The sequence below is a fragment of the Bacillus sp. 103mf genome (genome assembly GCF_900116295.1).
GTDB classification, from domain to species: Bacteria; Bacillota; Bacilli; order Bacillales; family Bacillaceae_G; genus Bacillus_A; species Bacillus_A bruguierae.
The window spans coordinates 141,453-165,646 of record NZ_FPAF01000006.1; the positions used below are offsets into that span (position 1 = coordinate 141,453).

Sequence of the window (24,194 nt, forward strand, 5' to 3'; positions counted from 1 at the left end):
TTCTACTTCCTCAAGTCCCGAATGATCCTCACGCAAAAGAGACTTGTCCATGACAAGCCTCTTCCCCGCCCTATTTGTTTATCCCGCACTAACGGGCAGTAAGACCCCCACCTCAAGATTCAGAGAAAACGAAGAAGATAGGTGGGGATAACTGCCCGTAAGAGCCCGATTGGTTCAACTAACCATCAGTGGGGGATGAAGAACCCCCCCACCGATGGAAGTTTCACTTTATACTTTTCTCAGCAAGCCCTATGGCATCCTCTAATGCACGTTGCATACTATCTGTACGTTGATCCGTCATTTTTTGATCACGTACAACTGCTTCGGCTACTTGTATTTTTTGCTCTAATGCTTTCACTGGTTCATGCTTGTATTGCCCTACCTCTGTTCCTACTTGTATCTTTGTTAAGAAATCTTTTGCTCCATTAATCTTTACTTGAAGCTGTTCTTTCGCCGTTTGTGGCTTTTCTTCTGCCACTTTAGAATTTAAAAAGGTTTGATGTGCCGTTTGTAATGATTGATACATTGCAACGATTTCTTCTTTTGTTACCGTCATTCTTTCAAACGTTTCTTTTGCACCGTTATATGCTTTTTGTAATTCAGCAAACGCTTGTTGTGAATATTGACCAGGTTTCTCTCCAAATTCGTAAGTACCTGCCAATGTTTCTTTTACCTTATTTATTTCTTCATATAAGTTTTGGATCTCTTCTATTTTTATCCGATTATGAAACTCATTATAAGCTGCTTTCACTTCAGAAGGCGTTAACGCCTTACTATATAGTCTTGCAAGTGCAACTTTTCCATTTAACGGAACATTACCATTACCAGCGCTTGTTGGATCTGCTCCAATCGCAAATGGTACGTTTGGATGATACACTTTCCCTGTTACTCGCTGACTATTTACTTTTTTCCCATCTACATATAATGCAAGTTCACTCCCATTATATGTTCCTGTTAGATGGTATGTTTTATTAGCTTCTAGCTGTACACCAATATGTTTATAACTGCCATCAATATGTGCCCATAATTCTACATAACCAGAACCTGTTGACTCAAATCCAATTCCACCGCTTTCGGTATTTTCCATAATTGCTTGATTACGAATTTGATTCATAGAAAACGCTGCTTCAAGTGTAAAGGAATCCTTTACCTTTTCTTTTTGCTCATTTGAAAATGGAATATATCCATATGTATTATCCTGCCCACTTAATTTCATTACGTGTTTCTTTAAAGGTTTCTCATACTCAATTGCTACATTTCCTTTTACACTTCCATTTGCACCAAACGATGAATAGTCTTTAAAAGTACCATCTAAAAAGTTCACATCGAATACATCTGCTTTCGGTACTTTCGCATTCGGATCGATTACTTCTGTATTCGTTTCAAATTCTTCACGCAAAGGAGCACTACTTTCATTTCCAAATGAATCTAATGGTGTTACTTCTATGTTATATTCCGTATTAATATCTAGTCCACCTAATGTAAATGTCAACTCTTTAGGCACCGGATCCCGGTAAAACTCAGAAAAGACTAAAAGCTGATTTTTCACCTTTCCTGTTGCTTTCTCTTTTGCTTGCAAACGGTATGAGTGAACGAGTAAATTATCTACAGCTTGTGGAAATGTCGCTGTCACCGATGTCTCTGTTATATTCGAAAGTTTCAGCTTTACATCCTGTAAAAATGCCGGCTTTTCCTTATCGCGATCTTCTGTATACTTGAAAGATTCTTTCTTTGCTGGAAGTTCAACTACCCACGGCTCACCTGTCCAAGAGTTATTATGAAAATCACGGCGATGAATCGTCACTTTTTGATCGTCAACTTCTACCAATAAGCCTTGGCTTAATGTTTCAGCTCCCGGCGGAATATTTCCTTGTACTTTTCCCTTTTCTATTTCCATATAACTAACTGATGATGTCCCAACAGACGTAAAATCTTTTTGGTGAATTGACCTTGGATCATCAAGTGGATAATGAGAATGACCAGAAAACGTTACAGCTTGTGGATACTCTTTTAAGACTTCATTAATTTTGGCACTATCATTTGTCCCCCATTCATGACTCCCGTACACTGTTCCTTTAATATGCTGATGTAAAAAGACAAAGATTGGCTTACTTGGATCAGCTTGCTTCGCTTTTACTAATTCCTGTTTCAACCAATTAATTTGTGTATCTGAATAATATCCATGTGTCACTCCATTTTCCGGACTCATCACAAGAAAATGATAGCCCTTTACAACTTTGTGATAATAGATAGATTCCATTCCTGTTTTTTTCAGAAAACGTTTTTGCGCATCATGTGCAGCTAATCCGTTCCAATAATCATGGTTACCTAAAGCATACATAGCAGTTGCATTTTGGTTTCCATATTGCTTATAAGTTTGGAAGAAACGATCATACTGCTGCGTCGAGCCACTGTCTGTAAAATCACCAACAACTACAAAGGCATCTTGGTTTGGAGCTACTGCGTTTAATTGCTGCAGCGCTCTTTGAAAACGAAACGTATCATCCGTTCCACTATTTTTAATGTGCACATCACTTAACACTGGAAAAACAAGCTTCTTCTCTGACGATTCTTTCTCTGTTTTTTCTTCTTTTGTTTCCGCGAAACTAGTCCAAGAAAAAGATGTAAATACTAAAAAGAAAACTGCTAAAAAACCAATAAGACCTTTCACTTTACACAACGTTCTTTTGATCACAAAAATCCTCCTCGCATATATTGTAAAATACAAGAATATTTTAGCGAAACGTTATTAAACTAGTATAAATTAAAGGTAAAAAATGTTAAAAAATTGTAAAACAAAGTAAAAAAACCGCCAAAATAAGGCGGTTTTCTTATCAACATTCTCTTCGACTTTTCTTCTTAATCAACTTGTACATCACAAACCCAATTAAGAAAACAGCGATAACCCCTAACATCGGCAGCATATACTGCTCCACCATAGCACCAGCCTTGTGCCAATGCGGGCCCAGTTTCATTCCGACATAAATATAAAGTGCCGTTAATGGGAACATCGCAACAAATGTGTAGATCATAAACTGCCAAATATTCATTTTCGCCATACCGCACGGAATCGAAACCAGTGTACGTACACCTGGAACAAATCGCCCTGTAAATGCCACCACTGGACCATATTTCGCAAAGAAATGATCTGCTTTTTGAATTTGTTCTTCTTTAATAAAGAAATACTTTCCATATTTTATTAATAGAGGACGGCCTCCGTAATATCCTAAAGCATACAATGTTAACGGTCCTGTCGTTCCTCCAATTGTACCCGCTAAAACGGCAATCCAAAAATTCATATCACCTTCATATACCCAATAGCCAACGAGCGGCAATACAACTTCAGCTGGGACAAACTCAAACGTTAAAGCTAAAACAACACCTAAATAAGAAAATTGTTTTAAGTAATTAATAAAATCTAAAATCAGTTGTTCCATCTATCTTTCTCCTACTCTATTAGTCCATACTTATCCTGTAAATGAACAGGAGCCATCTTCACAATGCGTTGCAAAATAAACAAAATTACCGCTACATCATCTAGCACACCAAAAAACAATAAAAAATCTGGAATGATGTCAAACGGAAACATGACATATCCACATAAGAATAAGATAGAAAGCATTTTCTTCTTCAATTCAACATCCTTCGATATAAAGAATTCACCTAAAAACGGAATGAATTTACGTACTTGAAAGATTAGACGTACTCTTTTCCACAATTTTCTCATATTCCTTCTCCTCTCTCGTTCTCCTATTCCTGCATACAAAAAGGACCTTTACCGAAATGATAAAGGTCCTAAAAAGACAATAAGGGGCCCTTACCATGATTGGTAAAGGTCTCACTAACAACACGATTGTTGCCAACAAAGCCGAGGGTTTCTCCCTGTAATGACGACTTTGCTGCAAGAGCTACTCCCCTTTATATACATGTTTTATACCGCTATGTTAAAAGATTTCATATAAAAAGTCAACGTTTCATGCATTAACTAATAGCCCTAACAGCTCATAACAAGAAGTCTCTGTATAGGAACCCCTCATTACTAACATACTAAACATATTCATTTTCTTTATAAATGATTTTGTGTAAAGGAGGATATTCTTTTGTATACAATTTGGAAAGGCTCTCTCTCATTTGGATTACTCAAAATTGGGATTAAATTGTATAGTGCAGTAGAAGAAAAAGATATTAAGTTATTACATCTTCATAAAGATTGTCTTACTCCTATTAAATATAAAAAAATCGCCCCCAATTGTTTAGATGAAGAAGTAGAGGAAACGGATATTGTGAAAGCTTACGAATACGAACCTCATAAATACATTATTTTAGATGAGAAAGAATTAGAGAACTTAAAACGAACCCACGAATTACGAGCAATACACTTTCTTTCCTTTATTCAAAGTGACGAAATAGATCCTATTTTTTTCGATCGTTCCTACTTTGTTGGTCCTACTACTGGGTCAGAAAAAGCATATTTATTATTAAAAGAGGCTCTTGATCGAACGAATAAGTTAGGTCTTGTACATATATCTCTTCGTAAAAAGCAGCATTTAGCAATTGTCCGCAATTTTGGTCAAGGTCTACTGCTACAAACCGTTCACTATTCCGATGAAATCCGAAAAGTTGAAAACATTCCAAATCTACCGAAACACGAAGAAATCCCCATCCAAAAACAAGAACTTGTTGCAGCAATGAACCTGATTCATCATCTTACCACTCCGTTTACACCAGAAGAATATACAGACGAATATCGAGAAGCTCTCCTTGATCTCATTGAAGAAAAAATAGAACATGATGAAAAAACAGAAACAATTTTCCCTTCCAAAAACATTGTAGACATTATGGAAACATTAAACGCCAGTATTGAACAAACCAAACAAAAAACGAAACTACAAAAACGAAAGGCCAAATAAAGTGAAACTTCCATCAGTGGGGGGCTTCATACCCCACTGATGGAAAGCCTGCCCAATCGGGCTTTTACGGACAGTTGTCCCCCACCTATCTTCTTCGCTTCTCTCTAAATCTTGAGGTGGGGGTCTTACTGCCCACGAATAGTGGGATAAACTGGCCTTTCATTTCCCTAAAAGGGTTTGCAATTTGGAATCTTAATTCCTGAAGATTGTGCAAGCTTTAATAAATAATAGCACTCTTCCCTTGCCATATGATCTGGCATTCTCCCCGAAAGCGAGCTTAGCATTTGTCCCGATAACTCTAATTCTTCTAGTTCCTGAAGAAAACGCGAAAATAAAGTAATTTCCAGCGAAACATCTTTTGTGAACTTCTTTAAAGCAGGGAAAGATACTAATTCTGTCCGTAAATAACCAGCCATTTCAACAGCTTTTAAATATAATTGTTCAAAATGCTTTTCATATTCTTCACTTTTTTCTTTTAAACGTTTTTCGACAGAATCTAATCCGGTAGACATGGCTTCTGCATGACCGGCTGCATCTATTAACCAAAGAAGATGATGGTGTAATTCGTGAAAAAGAGGGGGCTCTTTCCCTTCCATTAAATATTTCAGTATCGTTATGTATTCTTCGACTTCATTAACCATGTGATTAAGAAATGTCGGTGTTAAATGAATAGAAATTTTCCCTTCTAATTGTTTATGTAAAATATGCAATTTAAACTTTCTTATTTCATTTGCCGCTTCATTTGCCTCTTTTGCAAGTGCAATTAAGTCAGTAGTTCCAATTTTCTTTTTCAATTCATCAAACTTTTGTATAAAATACATTGCTCGCTCGATTTCTTCTTTTTCTTTAGGAGCTAAAGCATCCGTTATAAAATGAGCATGATCTTCCAAAATCCTTAACCAAAACCGATGCTCGAATAATGCATTTTCTTCATAAGCTCGATCCATCATATTTCCCTCCTCACAATGGACGTTTCTTGTTATATATATTCATACACCTTTTGCCTATGATAAGGAATCCCCACTCTCATATTGTGATTGCAACTGAATTATATGCCCGTCAGGATCATATATAGATATCACTTTTTTCTTCTCTATATAATCTTCTAGTTCTGTGTATATGACTTGATAGTAACCTAACTTTTTCAGTAACTTCTCCGCATCATGCGATTGTATATTTACTTCGATTTCCGGAAAAATTTTCTCACACTGAGTAGCTTCTTTGTCCCTATTTAGAACACAGCAAATCCGCATTTCCCCTGCATCGTACCACACCCCAGGTACATCTAATTGGGGCCTTTCTCTACTTGGCCGAAAACCTAATATACCTTCATAAAAGTATAATGTTTTCTTTAAATCTCTCACCTCTAACACAACAGAATGTCCCATCTTATCCTCCTTCTCTTCTCTCACCCATTAGTTTTTGTATATGAGTCATAAACGATAATTATGTTTGAATACAATACATAATAGCGATGTTTTCCAAAGGAGGTGTCTAGGTTGGATAAATCTGTGAAGTCATACACACCGTATCACAGTCCGCAAGACCCATGTCCACCAATTGGAAAGAAATACTATTTCACCCCGCCGCATTTATATATGGGATTTCAGCCGCCAAACTTACCGCAATTTTCTCCAAGTGAAGCACTAAAGAAAGGGACACTGTGGCCTGCTTTATATGACTATTATGAAAATCCTTACAAAAAAGGACGGTGAGGCTATTATGACGCAACCACTTCCTAATGAATTTTATAAATGGATGGAAGAAATGCAGGAACTCGATTTTGTACTCGTAGAACTCACCCTCTATTTAGATACCCATCCTGATGACGTTGCATCCATTAAACAATTTAATGATTTTTCCTATAAACGCAGACTATTAAAACAGCAAATTGAAGAAAAATACGGACCGCTTCAACAGTTTGGAAATAGTTATTCAAAAGCTCCTTGGGAATGGAATAAAGGACCTTGGCCATGGCAAATGTAAAGGTGGGGAAAATATGTGGATATATGAAAAAAAATTACAATATCCTGTAAAAGTAAGTACTTGCAACCCAAAACTCGCAAAATTTTTAATTGAACAATACGGCGGTGCCGACGGCGAATTAGCTGCTGCACTGCGCTACTTAAATCAGCGCTACACCATTCCAGACACAGTTATTGGTTTATTAACAGACATCGGAACGGAAGAGTTTGCACATCTTGAGATGATTGCGACAATGGTATATAAATTAACAAAAGATGCCACACCTGACCAAATGGTAGCCGCTGGTCTTGATGCTCACTACGCTGATCACGATAGCGCCATTTTCTATCACAATGCTGCAGGCGTCCCTTTCACAGCAACCTACATACAAGCAAAAGGAGACCCAATTGCAGATTTATACGAAGACATCGCGGCAGAAGAAAAAGCAAGAGCAACATACCAATGGCTCATTAATATGTCCGACGATCCCGATTTAAACGATGGGTTACGTTTTCTACGAGAACGCGAAATTGTTCACTCCCAGCGCTTTCGAGAAGCGGTCGAAATATTAAAAGAAGAACGAGATCGGCAAATATACTTTTAAAATATAATGCACATACTGTAATCAGTATGTGCATTATATTTTGCTATTCGCTTTAAATAATTTATCAAATTACACTTCTTCATTCTTCAGCTCTGCTTGTTTTCCCCTCATCGCACGCAGCAGAAAAAGGCACCGACTTCTATGCATGGCCAGTTGCTCTCGCCCTCCTAAAAAGAAAAGGGTTTTTATTTCATTGTTTCAATTTCTACTTATATAGTTGATCTTCCAATAAACAATCCCAAAATCTTCTTCCTTTCCTTAGAATGATTATTCAACTTAGTGAGTCAATTATTAATTTTTTAATAATTACCTGTTGCTTTCTAATCATCAGACCATTAAAATAAAAACATCAATTCGACAAATTATTTGAATTTTCGACAAAAAAATCTAGGAGGACTTCTATAGAATGCGTACAACTTTAAAACCATCCCAAATCCTCTCGATTAGCTTACTGCTATTTGCGATTTTCTTTGGTGCTGGTAATATGATTTTTCCGCCCCTGCTTGGCCTTTCATCCGGTGAGAATATGTGGGTGTCTATCGCAGGATTTGTAATTACCGATGTTGGTTTATCACTATTAGCAATTGTTGCAGTTGCATTAGCAGGAGGTAGCTTCAAAACCCTTGCAAGCCGTGTTCATCCAAAATTCGCAACGATTTTTGCCATCATTATTTACCTTTCGATTGGACCGCTTTTCGTTATCCCGCGTACAGGATCTGTTTCATACGAAATCGGAATTGCACCGCTTTTTCAAGATCACTGGTATTCTATGTTGCTCTTTACAGGAATTTTCTTTACGATTACCTACTTCCTATCGTTAAATCCTTCCAAACTAGTGGATCACATCGGAAAAATTTTAACACCTATTTTACTCATTATTATTGCGGTTATGGCAACAAAAGCAATTCTTTCACCAACAAGCTCGTTCGCTACTCCTGTTGGTGACTACAAAGAAATTCCATTTTTCAAAGGTTTCTTAGAAGGCTTTTTAACATTAGATGCGATTGGAGCACTTGTATTATCTAACATTGTTGTAAATGCGATTCGTCAAAATGGAGTAAATGATAAAAAGGCAATTACAAAATATACGATTATATGCGGAAGTATTGCAGCTTTATTTTTAACAGTCATTTATTTTGCATTAGGTTATATTGGCGCATCAAACGGGCACCTTGGACAATTCGAAAACGGTGGCCAACTATTAGCGACGATTATGTACCAATTATTTGGGACAAGCGGCAACATACTATTAAGCCTAGCCATTATTTTCGCTTGTTTAACGACAGCAATTGGTGTTGTTAGTGCATTTGCAAACTACTTTTCAAACGTATTAACAAATGTCTCATACAAAAAACTTGTATTGTGGGTTTGTATTTTTAGCTTTATCATTTCTAACTTAGGATTAAGCATATTAATTAAACTGACACTACCGGTATTAATCATCCTTTATCCGATTACAATTATCTTAATTTTCGTATCGTTTATTGATAAATATACGAAAAGAAAACCTAGTGTGTATATCGGCGCAATGATTGCGGCCTTTATTATAAGCTGCATTCATGCACTTGATAACATCGGCATGATACCATCTGCCATTACATCCCTTGCAAGTGCAATTCCATTTTACAAACTAGGAATTGGCTGGATCGTTCCAGCGATTATCGGCGGTATTGTCGGTTACTTTATTCCGCAATCACAAGCTGAAGGTGAAGTTTCTGCAAAATAAGAAGACTAGGGGGCCCTAGTATAGCTTTAAATTAAGGGTTGCTCTAATAACACCTCGCAAATCCGAATTTTACGTTAAATTAAAAGAACCCACTTTGAAAAAGATTGTTCAAAATGGGTTCTTTCTTTGTAAAGTATTGTTCAACTTTCATAAAAAAGTTTGATCATTTTCTACTATTGATCCTCAACAATCGCTCATAAGTTATTGTTTTTCAAGCCCCTTACTTCTCTTTTTCCGTCAATAATAATAACGGACCCTATCCCCACAATAATTACACCGGTATTCATATTCTCAAACTATGATTTCTCTTTCTTGCTATAAATTCCAAAAGCAATAACTCCAAATAAATAGCCTATTCCAGTTCCTAAACTAACTGTAAATACTAGAAAGATTGGTTTGAAAAACATGCCAAAAATTACACCGATAGCACAACCAAAAATTATTCCCATTGGTATTAAACTATCTATTAAACCTTTAGCTTCTCCTGACTTTTTCATACCTAATGTTCCTTTCTGTGTAAATAAAGTATCAAACTTTATTCCAAATCAACACCTAGTCTTTTTATTTTACCTTTAACATATAAGTCACTGCTACGCAAAACAAAACATCTCCTGCTCTCATTTCCTACATTTGTTTTAAAGCCATGTACGTGGCAAAAATAGGCCCTGACCGCTTCTACGCACGGCCAGTCTCTCTCGCCCACCTAAAAAAGGTTTTTTAGAGTTTTAAGTTCTTCACATCGTATGCTTAAACACAAACAATTCTTCCTTCGTTTGCGTTATAGATTGTGTCGTCTCTATTTCTTCCAGTTCTCTTCTCTCTCCTAGCTTTGCTTTCGCCACCGCATCCTGTATACATTTTACAATCACATTCCCTGAAAAAATGGTTAATCCAAAACAGGTAATCGGTACAAGCGGAATCCATGGATGCACTGATAAAGAACGAAAGTATACCCCAATTAATCCTGACCATTCATGAGTAAAAGAATCAGTCTCTCCTCCATAAAACTTTACCGTTCCCCCAAAGAATAAATCTAATAAACCGAGGTGCAATAAGATGATAAGTGTCTGGACAAATTGCTGCATAAATACAATGACGAAAGTTGGGTACAAATGCGGAAACACGTGTTTTATAAGAAGATGTCGTTTACTTCCTCCTAAAATTTTAGCAGCATCAATAAATTCTTCTGTTAATACCTTACGTATTTCATTAGCAACGTACAAAGAAAGGGTCGGAACTGCGAGCGCCGTTAATAAAATGATTTCAAACGAAGCTCGTTCAAAAAAAGTTGACATTTCTTCGCCATTCTCAAATTTAATCGCATGTTTTAATAAAAAAGCTGCAATCATAACCATCGGAATAATTGTGAAACTATCAAAAAAAGCTTCTAATTTTGGAAATCCTCTCTTTACGTACATACCGAGACAAACACCGAAACAAACTCCAAATACAATACGTAACAATGCGATCAGTATCGAAACTCCAATTGTCCATTTTGCCCCTTCAATTACTAAGTTTAGTAAATCAAATCCCTTTCCATCTGTTCCAAGTAAAAACTGAAACGAGGGTGGAAATGGGGGTACTTCTGGTATTCCATCTTTATTAAACTGAATGGACACCTTCCGAATATGCCCATCATTAAAAATTGTATTTCCAATGCTTAACAAAAGAAATATAGTAATGAATGCACTACTAATCCAAAAGCGCTTATCACGTTTCAAATGTTGCCACATCATTAAACCCTCTCTTTCATTGCATTTGGAACAAAATAATGAAACAGCTTAAAAATAATAAAAATAGGTACATAAAGCAGCAGCAAACTCACTGTAAACAGAGGAATACCTGTTGCAAAATGCGTATCAGCAGCTACTCTTACAAATACAAACATGCCGTATGTATTAAACATCCATTCAATAATGTACAAATTGGATAACATAAACCAAATGTTTGTTTTTGTAAAAAAGAGCGTACTTAATAACACATTACGTAAAACATGATGATTTAAAATATAAAGCTTATCCAGCCCTTTTGCCTTTGCAAATAGAACATAATCTTTTTCAAGTTCTGTTTCAAAACGCAATAAGACTAGTTTCACAAACATAATCGTTGTCGGTACACTTAAACAAATAATGGGTAATCCTCGAACGGATTGCTCCCCTACCCCTGAAATACTTACAGCTAAAATACCTGTTTGTTTAAAAATCCAAATGACGAAAAGCTGTGAGCCAATAATAAGAAGAATATCTGGAATAGATTCAAGAAAGAGTAAAAATGATTTAATTTTCTTCTGAACATTAGCATTACTTCGTAAAACGATATAGACAATTAAAAAGGCAATCAAAAGTGAAATAAAAAAAGCTGCTAAAAAAATAATCATCGTTTCTTTATAGTGGATAAATAGTTGTGGAAATAGTGGTTTTGGTGTTGGTCTTGCACTATTACTAACTGGCATATACGTCATCGATGATAGATGCAGTAGACTATTGCATACCATCTTAATCGTTTCTATATATTTATGAAAATCTACTTTTAGGCCTTGAAACAAACCAGGTAATGCTCCTACACAAATAATTCCGATCACCGATAAGAAAAATTGCACAATGACTTCCGAACTATTTATAAACACCCTCTTTGCCATATTTTTCCGACCCCAATCCTTTTTCCCCATTTTATAAAACGTTTTCTAAATTGTAAATATTTTCTGTTAATTATTAATTTATTTTGTTTCTCTATGAAGAACCCTCACTATAATTCGCTGCTATGCAGAACGAAACATGCCCCGCTCTTGTTTTCTCTCTTTGTTTTAAATCTTGCACGTGGCAGAAGAAGGCCCTGACCGCTTCTATGCATGGCCGGTTGCTCTCACCCACGTAAAAAAAGAGGCCTTGGCTTTTTTTATTTCACGCTTAATCCTACATCTCTTAATTTAAACCTTACAAAAATGTAATACTATTGTAAGATAAAACACTTTGTCAGATTTAGTCTCCCCCTTATACTAAGAGTTACAGAGACAAAAACGACACGAAAAGGTGAAAATACAATGAAAAAGAAAACAAAATTATTAATTGTCGGTTTAGCAACAATCGGAATTGGTGCTGGTTCTTATTTTGCGTTAGCTGGCGGATCTGACACGGCTATGGCGTACAGCGGTTATAAGGTAACAGAAAAGAAAATTGAAAATGCGCAAAAATTTGGCGGTGAAGTCATCCCGAACGGTATCGAAACAATTGCATTTGATCCAACGAAAGGTAACTATGAGCTTGCCGTTAAAAAAGGAGATCAAGTAAAAAAAGGGCAGTTATTATTTAAATATAACAATCCATCTATTAAACTAGAAAAAAACGAAGCGGAAATGCAAAAGAAACTAGCCGAGAAAGAAGTTGCACTCCTACAAAAACAACTGGATGCAGCAAAACAAAAGCTACAAACAGCAAAACAATCTGGTGCTACGAGTGAAATGTTAAAAGCTGCTGAGCAAGAAGTTCAAGGACAAGAAGCGCAGCTTGAAACAAAAAAGTTTGAAGTCGAAAAAGCGAATCAAATGATTGAAAATAATAAAGAAAAAGAAAATGCACTATCAGTAACAAGTCCTGTAGATGGCACAATCGAAGATATTAACAAAGGTACAGACGAAAAAGCTGCTATGAGCGGTATTACGATTCGCACTGCTGGCCCATTAAAAGTAAAAGGACAATTATCTGAATATGAACTCTCTCAAATGAAAGTTGGCCAAGAGGTTTCTGTTACATCTAAAACAGTGCCAGGAAAAACATGGACAGGAAAAGTAACAGAAATTGGAACAACACCATTGAAAAATCTGGATGAAAACAAAACAGTTTCTAATTACCCTTTCATTATTACATTGGATAATAATGATGACTTGCAACCTGGCTTCCATGTTTATGTAACAGCAAAATCAGGTGAAGCAAACGGTATGGTTGTTCCAAAAAGCAGTATCGTGAAAAAAGGTGATAAAAATGTCGTATTCGTTGTAAAAGATGGAAAAGCAAAAGAACAAGCCATTGCCATTGAGTTTGAAACAGACAGCGAAGCAAAAATTTCCGGTTTAAAAACAGGTGAGCAAGTAATCTCAAAACCAGAAAAAGATTTAAAAGATGGTATGGAGGTTGTCATTAAATGATTGAACTAAAAGGCATCACGAAGTCTTTTCAAAACGGAGAAGAAGTTGTTCAAGTTCTACATGGAATTGATGTGAAACTAAATCAAGGTGAATTTACTTCCATTATGGGACCATCTGGTTCCGGGAAATCAACATTAATGAATATCATCGGTTGCTTAGATCGACCTACACTAGGCACATACACGTTAGCTGGGCAAAATATTTCAAACATGTCCGAAACAGAACTAGCGCACATTCGTAATAAAGAAATTGGATTTATATTCCAAAACTTTATGCTGCTCCCTCGCCTAAATGCAATGCAAAATGTCGAACTACCCCTTATCTATGCTGGCGTAGATAAAAAAGAGCGACGTGAACGTGCGTTAGCTGCATTAACAAAAGTAGGGCTAGCTGACCGAGCAACTCACTTACCAAATGAATTATCAGGCGGACAAAAACAACGTGTCGCTGTCGCCCGTGCAATTGTGAATAACCCGAAATTCATTTTAGCTGATGAGCCGACTGGTGCACTTGATACGAAAACAAGTACACAAATTATGGATCTCTTTTACGAATTAAATAAACAAGGCTCTACCATTATTATGATCACCCATGACCGGGAAATTGGGGAAGCGGCATCACGCCAAATTGTAATTCGTGACGGAAAGATCGTCCAAGATTGGAGAGGTTAAACTTGAACATGAATGAAAATATACGTATGGCCCTTTCCTCCATCTTCGCTCATAAAATGCGTTCTATTTTAACAATGCTTGGAATTATTATTGGAGTAAGTGCGATTATTACCATTATCTCTATTGGTGATGGAACAAATGCTAAATTCCGTGAACAAATCGGGAAAGAAAAGAAAGATCAGTTTACAGTAAACTATAGCACAGAAGATATTGCAGATATGGACGGTAAAATTTCAGCGAGCATGTATGACAATGTCTTAAAAATTCCTGGTGTTCAAGATGTTTATCCTGATGTTGGAAGCAAAGCGAAAGTATATGCAGGAAAAAAAGACTTAGATATTGATGTAACTGGTGCTAAAGGTGATTATTTTGATGATCCTTCTAAATTTCGACTTGAACACGGCAAATTCTTAACAAGTGCTGATTTAGATAAGCCTGGACATACAATTGTATTAAGTAAAGATGCCTTTAATAAATTATTCTCTTCCTGGGAATCAAATTTATATGTAGATATAAAAGGTACCCCTTATAAAGTAGTCGGCGTATATTCTAAGAAAGGAATGGGGGGTGGTATCACCGAATTAAAAGAAGGTATCATCTCTGCTGAAAATTGGCCTGTTTTATTTGGAAAAAATAAGTATGATGGTATCACAGTAAAAATCGCTCCTGGTCAAGATAAGCAAGCTGTACAAGATGCAGTTGTAAAATCATTAAACGATGCTAAAAAACCAGAGCAAACAGGAAAATTCAAAGTACCGGATCCACAAGAAGTGCTAAAAGAAATTGATAACTTCACAGGTATCTTAAAAAGTGTATTCGGTGGTATTGCAGCCATTTCATTATTAGTTGGTGGTATCGGTGTTATGAACATCATGCTTGTATCCGTCACAGAGCGTACACGTGAAATCGGAGTCCGTAAAGCACTCGGTGCAACGCGCGGAAAAGTATTAATGCAATTTCTCATTGAATCTTGTATCTTAACAGCATTAGGCGGCTTGATCGGATTTGTACTCGGTATCTTCTTTGCATGGGTCGTATCAATATTTGCTGAATGGCCACTCGTTGTCTCAGTGAAATTAGGCTTAATCTCGGTCGGACTATCCATGTTAATCGGTATTGCATTCGGCTTACTTCCAGCAAACAAAGCGGCGAAGCTAGATCCGATTGAATGCTTGCGATATGAATAATAAAAAAGGTTGCTAAATATGGCAACCTTTTTTTCTACAGATATATGAAAAACAAAACCTAACTTACTATTAAGAAAGAAAGAAAATTTTAAAAATGTAAATAACTTGTAATATTCTTTTTAATAACAAAGAATTATAATTAATTGATGCAGGGGCTAAATTAGCTCCCATTATTGATGAAGGAGCATATAAAATGGATGAAAAAACGGATTTACGTGAAAATAAGCATAAAAAAAGCTATAAAAAGCTAAAAATTACAATGTTCATTATTGTCTTGTTTTTAATGTGCGGCGGCGGTTACGCTTGGTTTTTAGTAAATAAAGCTTCTTCCGCTGTTCAAAATGCCTCTCAAAATTTAGAACGTGGTGAAAAGTCTGAATTACGCGAACAAGCGGTTAAACCCGTTTCCAATAACGTATCTGTGTTAATTATGGGAATTGATGAAAATCAAGGGCGTGAAAAAGAGTATTCTGGTGCATTTCATCCAGACGCACTGCTACTTGCAACGTTTAATAAAGATAATAAAACAGTAAAACTAGTAAGTATTCCGCGTGATACATACACATACATTCCAGTAGAGAAGAAAAAAGATAAAATTACAAACTCATATTCACTCGGGGTTGCAAAAAACGGAAAAGACAGTGGGCCTCAATCTACGATCGAATCAGTAGAAAAACTCTTCAACGTTCCGGTCGATTATTTTGTGAGGTTTAATTTTAAATCTTTCATAAAAGTTGTCAACGATTTAGATGGAATTGACTTAGATGTACCTGTTACATTTACAGAACAAGATAGTAACGATACAGCTGATGCGATTCATCTCAATAAGGGGTATCAACATCTAAATGGAGAACAAGCTCTTGCGCTAGCAAGAACGCGTAAAATTGATAGCGATGCGATGCGCGGCCAACGTCAACAACTTGTCATTGAAGCGATTGTTAAAAAACTAGCAAGTGCTGGATCCATCACAAAAGTAGGAAAAATTATTGATGATATTAATGGGGAATTTAAAACAAACTTCTCATTTGACGATATGTTATCATTCTACAAATATGGTATAAATTCTTCAATTGGAAAACTTCAACTAGCCGGGGAAGACTGCTATATGGCGGAGGATAAAGTTTGTAAGCCTACTTCCGCTCCGAAACACACGTATTACTACATGCCTGATCAAAAAAACATAGCTGACATATCAAAGCAGCTCCGCGAACATCTTGGGCTCCCTGCTGATACAAAACCTGTAATGCAAGATAAAGATACTGATGCAGATAAAAATACCGATACAGATAAAAAACAAAACCAAGAGCATAAACAACAAGCGCCAAAGAAGACAACTACTAACGAAACCAATGACAATTAATGCAAAAAGATAAGTCCTATGAAAATAGGGCTTATCTTTTTATAAATGCATAAAGTGAAACTTCCGTCACCAATCGGGCTTTTACAGACAGTTATCCCTCACCTATCTTCTTTAGAAAAGCGGAAGCGGCTCGCTCAGAAGCGCAGACGCCCACGTCCCCTCCGCCGAGGCGCTTTTTGCCTCGGCGGAGGGGGCGAAACGACCGGAGATTCTAGCCGCTAGAGCTGGACAATGAAGAAAAGTGGAAGTGGCTCGTCCAGAATGTGAGGGGGATGGAGCTTCTGACGTAGAGGTGTATTTTACCTCGTAGGAAGAAGCGAAGTCACCGAACATTCTAGCCACTGGAACTGGACAATATTCTCTCTGAGTCTTGAGGCGGGGGTCTTACTGCCCGCAAATAGCTGTATAAAATGTCGCTATTTTATACATATGTTTTCTCTAGTAAAACATTTAATCGTTTGAAAATAAGAAGACTACCTCAGCTTTCAAGGTAGTCTCTGTGTATTTTATGAATTTTTCTCTTTACAACATCTATTATTTTTTACCATTTGTTCTGTTTGCAATTTCAATAGCACGGTCTGTTGCTTTCGCTGCATCATCTAATGCTTGTTTACTATCTGTTCCACCATACATTGCTTCTAGTGATTTTACAACCGCATCACGTGATTCAGGAAATACACTAATTAATGCTCCTTGTGTCGCTGGTAATGCTTTTGTAGACTGAAGTTGATTAACTGTTACTTTCAACTGTGGATATTTCTCATATTGTTCTTTTACTAATGGTTCATTATACGCAGCTGGTGTAATAGCGAAATACCCTGTTTGTGTATGCCATTTCGCTTGTACATCTGGCTTAGTTAAATACTTCATGAAATCCCATGCGCCTTGTTGTGTCTCTTTTCCAACCATATTTGTCATCCATAATGATGCCCCGCCAATTACAACACCTTTTGAATCTACGCCATCTGGATGAGGAATATATGCAACACCTACATTAAATTTGGATGTATCAATGATATTACGAACACCAGCAGAAGAATCTAAATACATCGCCACTTGTCCAGATTGAAATGCTGCCCGCATACCATCCCAATCGTTACCGTATTTTCCAAGTTCCCCACTTTTATTTAAGTTATTAAGCATTGTAAACACTTTTTGTCCTTCTTTACTATTAAATAATGCTTTTTCAGCCGAACCTTTACGGCCATTCTCATTGTCCACATACAAGCCGCCTTGCGTTGCCAATAATTCTTCAAAGAACCAACCATAGTTTAACATAGAGAAGCCGTATTGCTTAGTTGTATTCCCTTCTTTTATTGTCAATTTCTTCGCAGCTTCTTCTAGTTCCGAATATGTGCTAGGTGCTGTTTCAGGATCTAAACCTGCTTTCTTAAATGCATCCTTGTTATAGATTAATACAGGTGTAGATGAGTTAAATGGCATAGAATACATTTTGCCATTTACTGAATAATAGTTTGTAATAGCTTTTTCTAATTTCGATGTATCATACTTATCTTTGTCAATCCACTCTTGTACAGGCGTAATTTTTTTACTATCAATCATATATTTAGTTGTAATTTCACTGGATTGTACTACCGCTGGCACCTCTTTAGATGTAGCTGTACTACGGAATTTTGTTAATAATTCCTCGTATGTGCCTTCAAATTCAGGTTTAATTTCATACTTATCTTGTGACTGATTATATTCTGCTGCAAGTGCATCTAATTTCTTTTGTAGATCTCCGCTCATTGCGTGCCAAAAACGTATAACAACTTTATTTCCATTTTTTTCAACGTGTGCTGTTTCAGCTTTTTCTTGTGAAGAATTTTTAACTGAAGTTTGCGAACTTGAACATGCTGCTACTGACATTGCCATTGCCATTGCCACTGCTGTAAGTAATAAAGAGCCTTTTTTTACTAACTTCATGTTTTTATCCACCTTTTCTCATTTTTTTAACATTATTTAATCGCACCTTTTGTCAATCCTTGTTGTAATTGTTTTTGACCTAAAAATAACAATATCAATGTTGGAAGAATCACAATTGTAATGCCAGCCATAACACCTCCCCAATCATTTGCTACTTCTTGTGTCTGCAATTGTTTAATCCCAATTTGTACTGTACGAGCTGTTGCATCATTCGTTACGAGAAGTGGCCACAAATACATGTTCCAAGTTGTTAAAAATCCGTACACCCCTAACGTAATAAAGCTCGTTTTACAATACGGAACGACTACTTTAAAAAGGAATCCAAAATGACCAACACCTTCAATTAATGACGCTTCCCGAAGCTCATGCGGAATTGTAAGGAAATGTTGTCTTAATAAGAAAATTCCAAAAGCCATTGCAAAAAATGGTACTGTTAATCCCATCAAAGTATTTGTCCATCCAAATTGCTGAACCAATAAGAAATTTGGAATCATTGTTGCTTCCCATGGAATAAGCATCGTTGAGATAAATAAGAAAAAAATTGCATTCCTTCCTTTAAATCGTAAAAACACAAACGCGTATGCTGCTAAACTAGATACAATAAGTTGTCCGATCATAACAGTTGTTGAAACGATAAAACTATTTCTCAAATATAAAAGCAATGGTACTTTCTCAAAAATATGAACAAAATTATTAAAAGTGAAATTCGTTGGAAAAAGATGCCGCATTTGGATATCATCAGGTGTCATAAATCCGATTGAAACTGCATATAGCACTGGAAAGAATACAAGTATTGCACTAAGAAAAAGTAATATGTATAACAATACTTTCCGTCTCCATGTGTAACTCATTGGTAATGCACCTTTCTTTCCGCAAATTTAAACTGAAGTATTGTTGCAATAAAGATAAAAGTAAACAACACTATAGCTTGAGCGCTTGCCGTACCAAACTGGTAATTCACAAATGCTTCTTTATAAATTGAATAAACAATTAAATTCGTTGCATTGTTTGGACCACCCTTTGTTAAAATATCGATTTGTCCAAAGCTTTGAACTGCATTGATAAGCGTAACAGTTGCTATAAAGAATAAAGTTGGTGATAACATGGGCAATGTCACTTTACGAAGCTTATAAAAGTAAGATGCACCATCAATTGATGCACTTTCATAAAGTGTCGTATCAATATTTTGCAAGCCTCCTAGAATTACTAAAAATGAAAAACCAATATTCATCCAAATAGTTGGAATAGATACCGAGATTAATGCCCATTTTTGGCTTGTTAACCATTCAATTGTAGGTAGATGAAGAATGCCTAGTATATTATTAAATACACCAACACTTGGATGAAATAAAAATAACCAAATCACCGCACTCGCGGCCACAGAAATTCCCATTGTGGAAGAAAAAAGTACACGGAAAACGCCAATCCCTCGTAACTTTTCATTCGCTAGCAATGCTAGAAATAAAGAAATGCATATGCTAGCCGGAACAGTATATAAAGTAAATAAACACGTCGATTTTATACTTTGATAAAAAGAAGGATCCGTTAATAAATATTGATAGTTTTCTAGACCTACAAAGACACTTGCTTCACCCTGGGCGTTCGTTAAATGAAAACTATAAAATAGCGTTTTAATCAACGGGTAAAACAAAAATACCGAAAATAAAATAAGTGATGGAGCCAAAAATAGAAAAGCTATACGTAAATCTGATGTTCGGTTCCATACATTCAGTTTTCTTACACTTTGCTGCTTTGTTAAAGATTTCGTCGCATCTATCATGTTATAGCCACCCCTTGCTCACTATATAACAATAATGATTTTAATGTAGATTGTTCAAAGAAGTGCAGCTTATCTACTTGAAACTGTACATGTACAATTTCATCTCGTTTACACTTCAATTGTCCGGTCACCTTAGCACGCCACATGTGATTGTCTACTAGAAAGTTAACAATTGATTCATTTCCTAATACTTCAACAGATTGTACAATAACAGGCTGCCCCTGCTCGCCAATACTAATATATTCGGGCCTTATACCGATACGTACATCTGTATGCTGCAATTGACTTACTAACGAATCTATAAGCGGAATACGTAAAGATCCTACATGAGCAGTATTTTGCGTCATATCAATTTGACAATTAGCAACATTCATAGAGGGAGAACCAATAAAAGTAGCAACAAACTCATTTTTTGGCTCGTTATATATATCAAGCGGTGTTCCTACTTGTTGGATTTCGCCATTATTTAATACCATCATACGATCTCCCATCGTCATCGCTTCAATTTGATCATGTGTTACATAAATCATTGTAATGCCAAGACGCTGTTGAATATCTCGAATTTCCATGCGCATTTGTGCCCTCAGTTTTGCATCAAGGTTAGATAACGGTTCATCCATAAGACAGATCGGCGCTTGACTGACAATTGCCCGCGCGAGTGCTACACGCTGACGCTGTCCTCCTGATAATTCTCTCGGTTTCGCCTTTAAATATGAAGTTAATCCAATTAGTTCAGCCGCTTCAATTAAACGTTTTCTCTGTTCCGTTTTCTCTATTTTTCGTACCTTTAAACCAAATAAAATATTTTCTTCTACTGTAAGATGCGGATATAAAGCATAGTTTTGAAACACCATTGATAAGTGACGCTCTTTCGACTGCAAGTCATTTGAAACAATTTCATCGATTAAAAGATGGCCTGATGAAATATTTTCTAACCCAGCAATCATTCGAAGTAATGTACTTTTCCCACATCCTGAAGGGCCTACTAGAACAAAAAACTCTCCTTTTTGAATCTGAACAGAAACATCTTGTACTGCTTTTTGATTTGAGTTTTCATATGTTTTACATACGTTTCGCAAAGTAATCATGTTATAACCCTCTCTTATTCTCAAATATTAAAGAACGAAAAATCAGTCTATTCTCACAAAAATAAATAACACCTACTTGCATATATAGGCCATCATTCACGCACAATACATAGACACCTTTTATGATCTCTTATTGATTGTGAATGGCACTATTCTATGCAAGCGGGTGTTCTCAAAGTATCTCTGCCCATACATTCTCACAAGTATTATTTTTTTATCGAAGTTTGTTCCTTTTGATATTTTTACTATAACCTTTAATTATTAAGGGATTTTTAACCATATGTGAAGTTAAAGTAAAAATCTAAATTTTCGTAACATTCCGTTCATATTCCGTTCATATTCTTATTTTAAAATCTTCTTGAAGATAATAAGAGGAGGTTATAGATGTGATTCATAAACTTGCTCGCTTCATCAGTAGTCCAAAAGGTGCTAAAATCGTGTTAATCGCTTGGATTCTTGCTATTGGCGTTTTAAGTTTCATCGCACCATCAGCCAAAAAGTACGCAACAAGCAGTGGTGAAGGAAGCATACATGAGGATACGCCGTCTGCTGTAGCCCAAAAGATATTAGACGATCAATTTCCATCCAAAGATGGAGCAGTCGCCTTACTTGTTTTTCATGGAAAAGACGCAATCACTGAGGCCGAGCGCGCAAAAATTTCAGAAATTAGCAAATGGCTTTCCTCAGATGATAAACCGAAAAATGTCGCAAGTGCCTTACCATTTCACCAACTCCCCAAAGCCACACAAGATAAAATGTTCTCCAAAGATAACACAACTATTCTGTTAAATGTTGCCCTAACAAAAGATTTAGAATCAGATCAAATTTATGACACATTACAGCAAATCCGAAAACATGTAAAACAAATGGATATCGGAGACTTAAAGCTTGAGATTACAGGTCCAGCTGGAATTGCAGCGGATACAATTACGCTGTTCAAAAATGCTGACTTCGTATTAATGTTTGCAACAATAGGATTAATTCTCATTATATTAATCATCATTTATCGCTCCCCATTGCTGGCTGTCATTCCCTTAATCATTGCCGGTATCGTATATCAAGTAGTCGATCGCATTTTAGGATTAGCAGGCCAAAATGGATGGTTCGTTGTCGAGAAACAAGCTCTTTCCATTATGATGATTCTACTCTTTGCAGTTTTGACGGATTATTGTTTATTCATCTTAGCTCGTTATAAAGAAGAGTTAAAAAAGGTGAATTCGAAGTACGATGCGATGCAAACCGCATTAACGCAAGTAATGGAACCTATTCTATTCAGCGGCGGAACAGTGCTGGTCGCGATGCTTACATTGTTCTTTGCTGTTTTTAAACCGTATCATCACTTTGCCCCAGTATTTTCAGTTGCCATGGTGTTCATTCTTCTTGGAGGCATTACACTCATTCCAGCTCTATTTGCACTAGTAGGCCGAAAAGCATTTTGGCCGTTCATTCCAAAACTAGCTGAAAAAGAAGAGAAGCTGGGCGGCTTCTGGACAAATGTAGGCACTTTTGTAAAGAAAAAACCTTCCATCACAGCAGTTATACTGTTCATTATGCTCATTCTTGCCTCGCTGAACGTTGGATCTATGAAATATTCATTTAATTTAATGAAGTCATTTCCGAATGACATTTCATCGCGGCAAGGTTTTGAAATTTTAGAGAAAAACTTTCCACCAGGACAACTAGCACCTGTAACTGTCATTTTAAAATCAGACAAGGAAATTGCATTAGACCAATCCTTTCTTGATAAATTAGCTTCATTATCAAACGCAATGAAAAAACTAGATGGGGTAAACACCGTCACACCGGAAATCACTTCCGCATTAGCGAATGCGAACTTGCCAAAAAATTTCTTATCGGAAGAAAAACATGCGATCAAACTGCAATTAACTTTACAAGCTAACCCTTACGACCAGGAAGCTTTAAATACAATCAATACACTCCGAGAAAACAGTAACAGTTTATTAACAAAGAGCGGCTTTGATTCCCAGCAATATTCCTTACATTATAGCGGGCAAACCCCGCAGCAATTAGATGTGCTATCTTTAAACCAAAAAGATACAATCGTGACGTTCTCACTCATTTCCCTGTTCATTCTCATTATGCTGACATACCAATCACGCTCGATCATTATCGCGTTAACAATGATGATCACAATGCTACTTTCTTATTCAGCAACGCTAGGGCTAGGTTGGATGATCTTTCATTATATTTTAGGTTACCACTCAATTAGTTATCGCCTACCTGTCTACACCTTTGTGTTTCTCATTGCATTAGGGGTCGACTATAATATTATGCTCGTATCCCGAATCAAAGAAGAAGCGCAAAAATATGAATGGAAAGAAGCTGTAGCACGCGGGATTGCTTTAACGGGGGGCGTCATTTCATCAGCTGGTATTATACTCGCAGCTACATTCGGCGTACTCATTACACAACCACTTCAAGAACTCTTTCTGTTCGGTTTAACAATGACAATGGGGATTTTAATCGATACATTTCTTGTTCGTGGTATGCTGCTCCCTTCAATTTTGATTTTTTTCAAACCAAGCCGTTCCAAGCATATTTCTTCACTTCCAACGGATTTAAAATAATTGTTCAAAATGAAAAGTGTGCGATCCAGCACACTTTTCGTTTTCTTTCCAATTATAATAACGTGTTCATAAACATTTCTTATTCTACAAAAGTAAAACCCCATCAGTTTTTTCTTCCTCCCCATTGCTCTTCTTTATTTTTTCAAAATGTTAAGGGGAAGGATTACCATATATATCTATTTTAATTTTCCGACACATAAGCCGCTGCTATGCAGAATAAAACATGATCGCTACTTGCTTGCTCCATT

The 24,194-nt window shown here is 36.4% G+C and carries 22 protein-coding genes; 10 read left to right on the forward strand and 12 right to left on the reverse strand.

The window, feature by feature from the left end; all coding sequences use genetic code 11:
• Nucleotides 1-223: 223 nt before the first annotated feature.
• The 3 genes from BM350_RS16030 to BM350_RS16040 form a co-directional block, all read right to left on the reverse strand.
• Complete coding sequence (locus tag BM350_RS16030; RefSeq protein WP_139207733.1) at nt 224-2,692, reverse strand: LamG-like jellyroll fold domain-containing protein; 2,469 nt, start codon at nt 2,690-2,692, stop codon at nt 224-226.
• Nucleotides 2,693-2,834: 142 nt separating this feature from the next.
• The gene (locus tag BM350_RS16035) at nt 2,835-3,437 is read right to left on the reverse strand and encodes a DedA family protein (protein ID WP_090918517.1); all 603 of its coding nucleotides are present in this window, start codon (nt 3,435-3,437) and stop codon (nt 2,835-2,837) included.
• A gap of 11 nt (nt 3,438-3,448) precedes the next feature.
• Nucleotides 3,449-3,727 (reverse strand): YkvA family protein, encoded by a 279-nt coding sequence (locus BM350_RS16040; protein WP_090918519.1) that lies wholly within the window; start codon nt 3,725-3,727, stop codon nt 3,449-3,451.
• A gap of 373 nt (nt 3,728-4,100) precedes the next feature.
• Here BM350_RS16040 and BM350_RS16045 point away from each other — a divergent pair, with 373 nt between their 5' ends.
• Entirely contained in the window at nt 4,101-4,910 is an 810-nt protein-coding gene (locus BM350_RS16045) for a non-homologous end joining protein Ku (RefSeq protein ID WP_090918521.1), read from the forward strand.
• 167 nt (nt 4,911-5,077) lie between these two features.
• Here BM350_RS16045 and BM350_RS16050 read toward each other — a convergent pair whose 3' ends face one another.
• Together BM350_RS16050 and BM350_RS16055 are read right to left on the reverse strand one after the other, a co-directional pair.
• Nucleotides 5,078-5,857 carry a DUF2935 domain-containing protein gene (locus BM350_RS16050; protein WP_090918522.1) on the reverse strand — a complete coding sequence of 260 codons (780 nt, stop codon included), beginning with the start codon at nt 5,855-5,857 and terminating at the stop codon, nt 5,078-5,080.
• 57 nt (nt 5,858-5,914) lie between these two features.
• Nucleotides 5,915-6,298, reverse strand: a complete 384-nt coding sequence (locus BM350_RS16055) for a VOC family protein (protein ID WP_090918524.1) — start codon at nt 6,296-6,298, stop codon at nt 5,915-5,917.
• A 111-nt stretch (nt 6,299-6,409) separates the two neighbouring features.
• On the opposite strand from BM350_RS16055, the gene BM350_RS16060 reads away from it, so the two are divergent.
• The 4 genes from BM350_RS16060 (at nt 6,410) to brnQ (ending at nt 9,205) form a co-directional block, all read left to right on the forward strand.
• The gene (locus tag BM350_RS16060; RefSeq protein WP_090918526.1) at nt 6,410-6,625 is read left to right on the forward strand and encodes a spore coat associated protein CotJA; all 216 of its coding nucleotides are present in this window, start codon (nt 6,410-6,412) and stop codon (nt 6,623-6,625) included.
• Between the two features lie 7 nt (nt 6,626-6,632).
• On the forward strand, nt 6,633-6,896 hold the full coding sequence (locus BM350_RS16065; RefSeq protein ID WP_090918545.1) for a spore coat protein CotJB: 264 nt from the start codon (nt 6,633-6,635) through the stop codon (nt 6,894-6,896).
• Between the two features lie 13 nt (nt 6,897-6,909).
• A complete protein-coding gene (gene cotJC / locus BM350_RS16070; RefSeq protein WP_090918527.1) occupies nt 6,910-7,479 on the forward strand; it encodes a spore coat protein CotJC in 570 nt (189 codons plus the stop codon).
• A gap of 406 nt (nt 7,480-7,885) precedes the next feature.
• Nucleotides 7,886-9,205, forward strand: coding sequence for a branched-chain amino acid transport system II carrier protein BrnQ2 (brnQ, locus tag BM350_RS16075; RefSeq protein WP_090918529.1), 1,320 nt, complete (start codon nt 7,886-7,888; stop codon nt 9,203-9,205).
• 296 nt (nt 9,206-9,501) lie between these two features.
• Here the strand turns inward: brnQ and BM350_RS16080 are convergent, their stop codons facing one another.
• From BM350_RS16080 to BM350_RS16090, 3 genes are all read right to left on the reverse strand, one after another.
• On the reverse strand, nt 9,502-9,702 hold the full coding sequence (locus BM350_RS16080; protein WP_090918531.1) for a hypothetical protein: 201 nt from the start codon (nt 9,700-9,702) through the stop codon (nt 9,502-9,504).
• Nucleotides 9,703-9,939: 237 nt separating this feature from the next.
• Entirely contained in the window at nt 9,940-10,938 is a 999-nt protein-coding gene (locus BM350_RS16085) for an ABC transporter permease (RefSeq protein WP_090918547.1), read from the reverse strand.
• Nucleotides 10,939-10,940: 2 nt separating this feature from the next.
• Entirely contained in the window at nt 10,941-11,843 is a 903-nt protein-coding gene (locus tag BM350_RS16090) for an ABC transporter permease subunit (protein ID WP_090918533.1), read from the reverse strand.
• Between the two features lie 402 nt (nt 11,844-12,245).
• On the opposite strand from BM350_RS16090, the gene BM350_RS16095 reads away from it, so the two are divergent.
• The 4 genes from BM350_RS16095 (at nt 12,246) to BM350_RS16110 (ending at nt 16,564) form a co-directional block, all read left to right on the forward strand.
• On the forward strand, nt 12,246-13,346 hold the full coding sequence (locus BM350_RS16095) for an efflux RND transporter periplasmic adaptor subunit (protein ID WP_090918535.1): 1,101 nt from the start codon (nt 12,246-12,248) through the stop codon (nt 13,344-13,346).
• Entirely contained in the window at nt 13,343-14,017 is a 675-nt protein-coding gene (locus BM350_RS16100; RefSeq protein WP_090918537.1) for an ABC transporter ATP-binding protein, read from the forward strand. Before BM350_RS16095 ends, BM350_RS16100 begins: the two co-directional genes overlap by 4 nt.
• Nucleotides 14,018-14,019: 2 nt before the next feature.
• Nucleotides 14,020-15,204, forward strand: coding sequence for an ABC transporter permease (locus BM350_RS16105; RefSeq protein ID WP_090918539.1), 1,185 nt, complete (start codon nt 14,020-14,022; stop codon nt 15,202-15,204).
• 193 nt (nt 15,205-15,397) lie between these two features.
• Nucleotides 15,398-16,564, forward strand: coding sequence for an LCP family protein (locus BM350_RS16110; RefSeq protein WP_090918541.1), 1,167 nt, complete (start codon nt 15,398-15,400; stop codon nt 16,562-16,564).
• 534 nt (nt 16,565-17,098) lie between these two features.
• Here the strand turns inward: BM350_RS16110 and BM350_RS16115 are convergent.
• The 4 genes from BM350_RS16115 to ugpC are packed head-to-tail and all read right to left on the reverse strand — an operon-like array spanning nt 17,099 to nt 21,358.
• On the reverse strand, nt 17,099-18,490 hold the full coding sequence (locus tag BM350_RS16115; protein ID WP_090920022.1) for an ABC transporter substrate-binding protein: 1,392 nt from the start codon (nt 18,488-18,490) through the stop codon (nt 17,099-17,101).
• 32 nt (nt 18,491-18,522) lie between these two features.
• Nucleotides 18,523-19,341 carry a carbohydrate ABC transporter permease gene (locus BM350_RS16120; protein ID WP_090920019.1) on the reverse strand — a complete coding sequence of 273 codons (819 nt, stop codon included), beginning with the start codon at nt 19,339-19,341 and terminating at the stop codon, nt 18,523-18,525.
• Nucleotides 19,338-20,270 carry a carbohydrate ABC transporter permease gene (locus tag BM350_RS16125; protein ID WP_090920017.1) on the reverse strand — a complete coding sequence of 311 codons (933 nt, stop codon included), beginning with the start codon at nt 20,268-20,270 and terminating at the stop codon, nt 19,338-19,340. Before BM350_RS16125 ends, BM350_RS16120 begins: the two co-directional genes overlap by 4 nt.
• Nucleotides 20,267-21,358, reverse strand: coding sequence for an ABC transporter ATP-binding protein (gene ugpC, locus BM350_RS16130; RefSeq protein ID WP_090920014.1), 1,092 nt, complete (start codon nt 21,356-21,358; stop codon nt 20,267-20,269). Before ugpC ends, BM350_RS16125 begins: the two co-directional genes overlap by 4 nt.
• Before the next feature lie 386 nt (nt 21,359-21,744).
• Here ugpC and BM350_RS16135 point away from each other — a divergent pair, with 386 nt between their 5' ends.
• Nucleotides 21,745-23,946 (forward strand): MMPL family transporter, encoded by a 2,202-nt coding sequence (locus BM350_RS16135; RefSeq protein ID WP_090920010.1) that lies wholly within the window; start codon nt 21,745-21,747, stop codon nt 23,944-23,946.
• Nucleotides 23,947-24,194 lie beyond the last annotated feature (248 nt).

What these genes read in the sequence shown, in the direction of transcription:
- BM350_RS16065 (WP_090918545.1), top strand. Translation starts at nt 6,633, where the DNA reads ATGACGCAACCACTTCCTAATGAATTTTATAAATGGATGGAAGAAATG.
- BM350_RS16055 (WP_090918524.1), bottom strand. Translation starts at nt 6,298, where the DNA reads ATGGGACATTCTGTTGTGTTAGAGGTGAGAGATTTAAAGAAAACATTA.
- BM350_RS16080 (WP_090918531.1), bottom strand. Translation starts at nt 9,702, where the DNA reads ATGAAAAAGTCAGGAGAAGCTAAAGGTTTAATAGATAGTTTAATACCA.
- BM350_RS16100 (WP_090918537.1), top strand. Translation starts at nt 13,343, where the DNA reads ATGATTGAACTAAAAGGCATCACGAAGTCTTTTCAAAACGGAGAAGAA.
- BM350_RS16050 (WP_090918522.1), bottom strand. Translation starts at nt 5,857, where the DNA reads ATGGATCGAGCTTATGAAGAAAATGCATTATTCGAGCATCGGTTTTGG.
- BM350_RS16035 (WP_090918517.1), bottom strand. Translation starts at nt 3,437, where the DNA reads ATGGAACAACTGATTTTAGATTTTATTAATTACTTAAAACAATTTTCT.
- BM350_RS16085 (WP_090918547.1), bottom strand. Translation starts at nt 10,938, where the DNA reads ATGTGGCAACATTTGAAACGTGATAAGCGCTTTTGGATTAGTAGTGCA.
- BM350_RS16115 (WP_090920022.1), bottom strand. Translation starts at nt 18,490, where the DNA reads ATGAAGTTAGTAAAAAAAGGCTCTTTATTACTTACAGCAGTGGCAATG.
- BM350_RS16110 (WP_090918541.1), top strand. Translation starts at nt 15,398, where the DNA reads ATGGATGAAAAAACGGATTTACGTGAAAATAAGCATAAAAAAAGCTAT.
- BM350_RS16090 (WP_090918533.1), bottom strand. Translation starts at nt 11,843, where the DNA reads ATGGCAAAGAGGGTGTTTATAAATAGTTCGGAAGTCATTGTGCAATTT.
- BM350_RS16125 (WP_090920017.1), bottom strand. Translation starts at nt 20,270, where the DNA reads ATGATAGATGCGACGAAATCTTTAACAAAGCAGCAAAGTGTAAGAAAA.
- ugpC (WP_090920014.1), bottom strand. Translation starts at nt 21,358, where the DNA reads ATGATTACTTTGCGAAACGTATGTAAAACATATGAAAACTCAAATCAA.
- BM350_RS16095 (WP_090918535.1), top strand. Translation starts at nt 12,246, where the DNA reads ATGAAAAAGAAAACAAAATTATTAATTGTCGGTTTAGCAACAATCGGA.
- cotJC (WP_090918527.1), top strand. Translation starts at nt 6,910, where the DNA reads ATGTGGATATATGAAAAAAAATTACAATATCCTGTAAAAGTAAGTACT.
- brnQ (WP_090918529.1), top strand. Translation starts at nt 7,886, where the DNA reads ATGCGTACAACTTTAAAACCATCCCAAATCCTCTCGATTAGCTTACTG.
- BM350_RS16120 (WP_090920019.1), bottom strand. Translation starts at nt 19,341, where the DNA reads ATGAGTTACACATGGAGACGGAAAGTATTGTTATACATATTACTTTTT.
- BM350_RS16040 (WP_090918519.1), bottom strand. Translation starts at nt 3,727, where the DNA reads ATGAGAAAATTGTGGAAAAGAGTACGTCTAATCTTTCAAGTACGTAAA.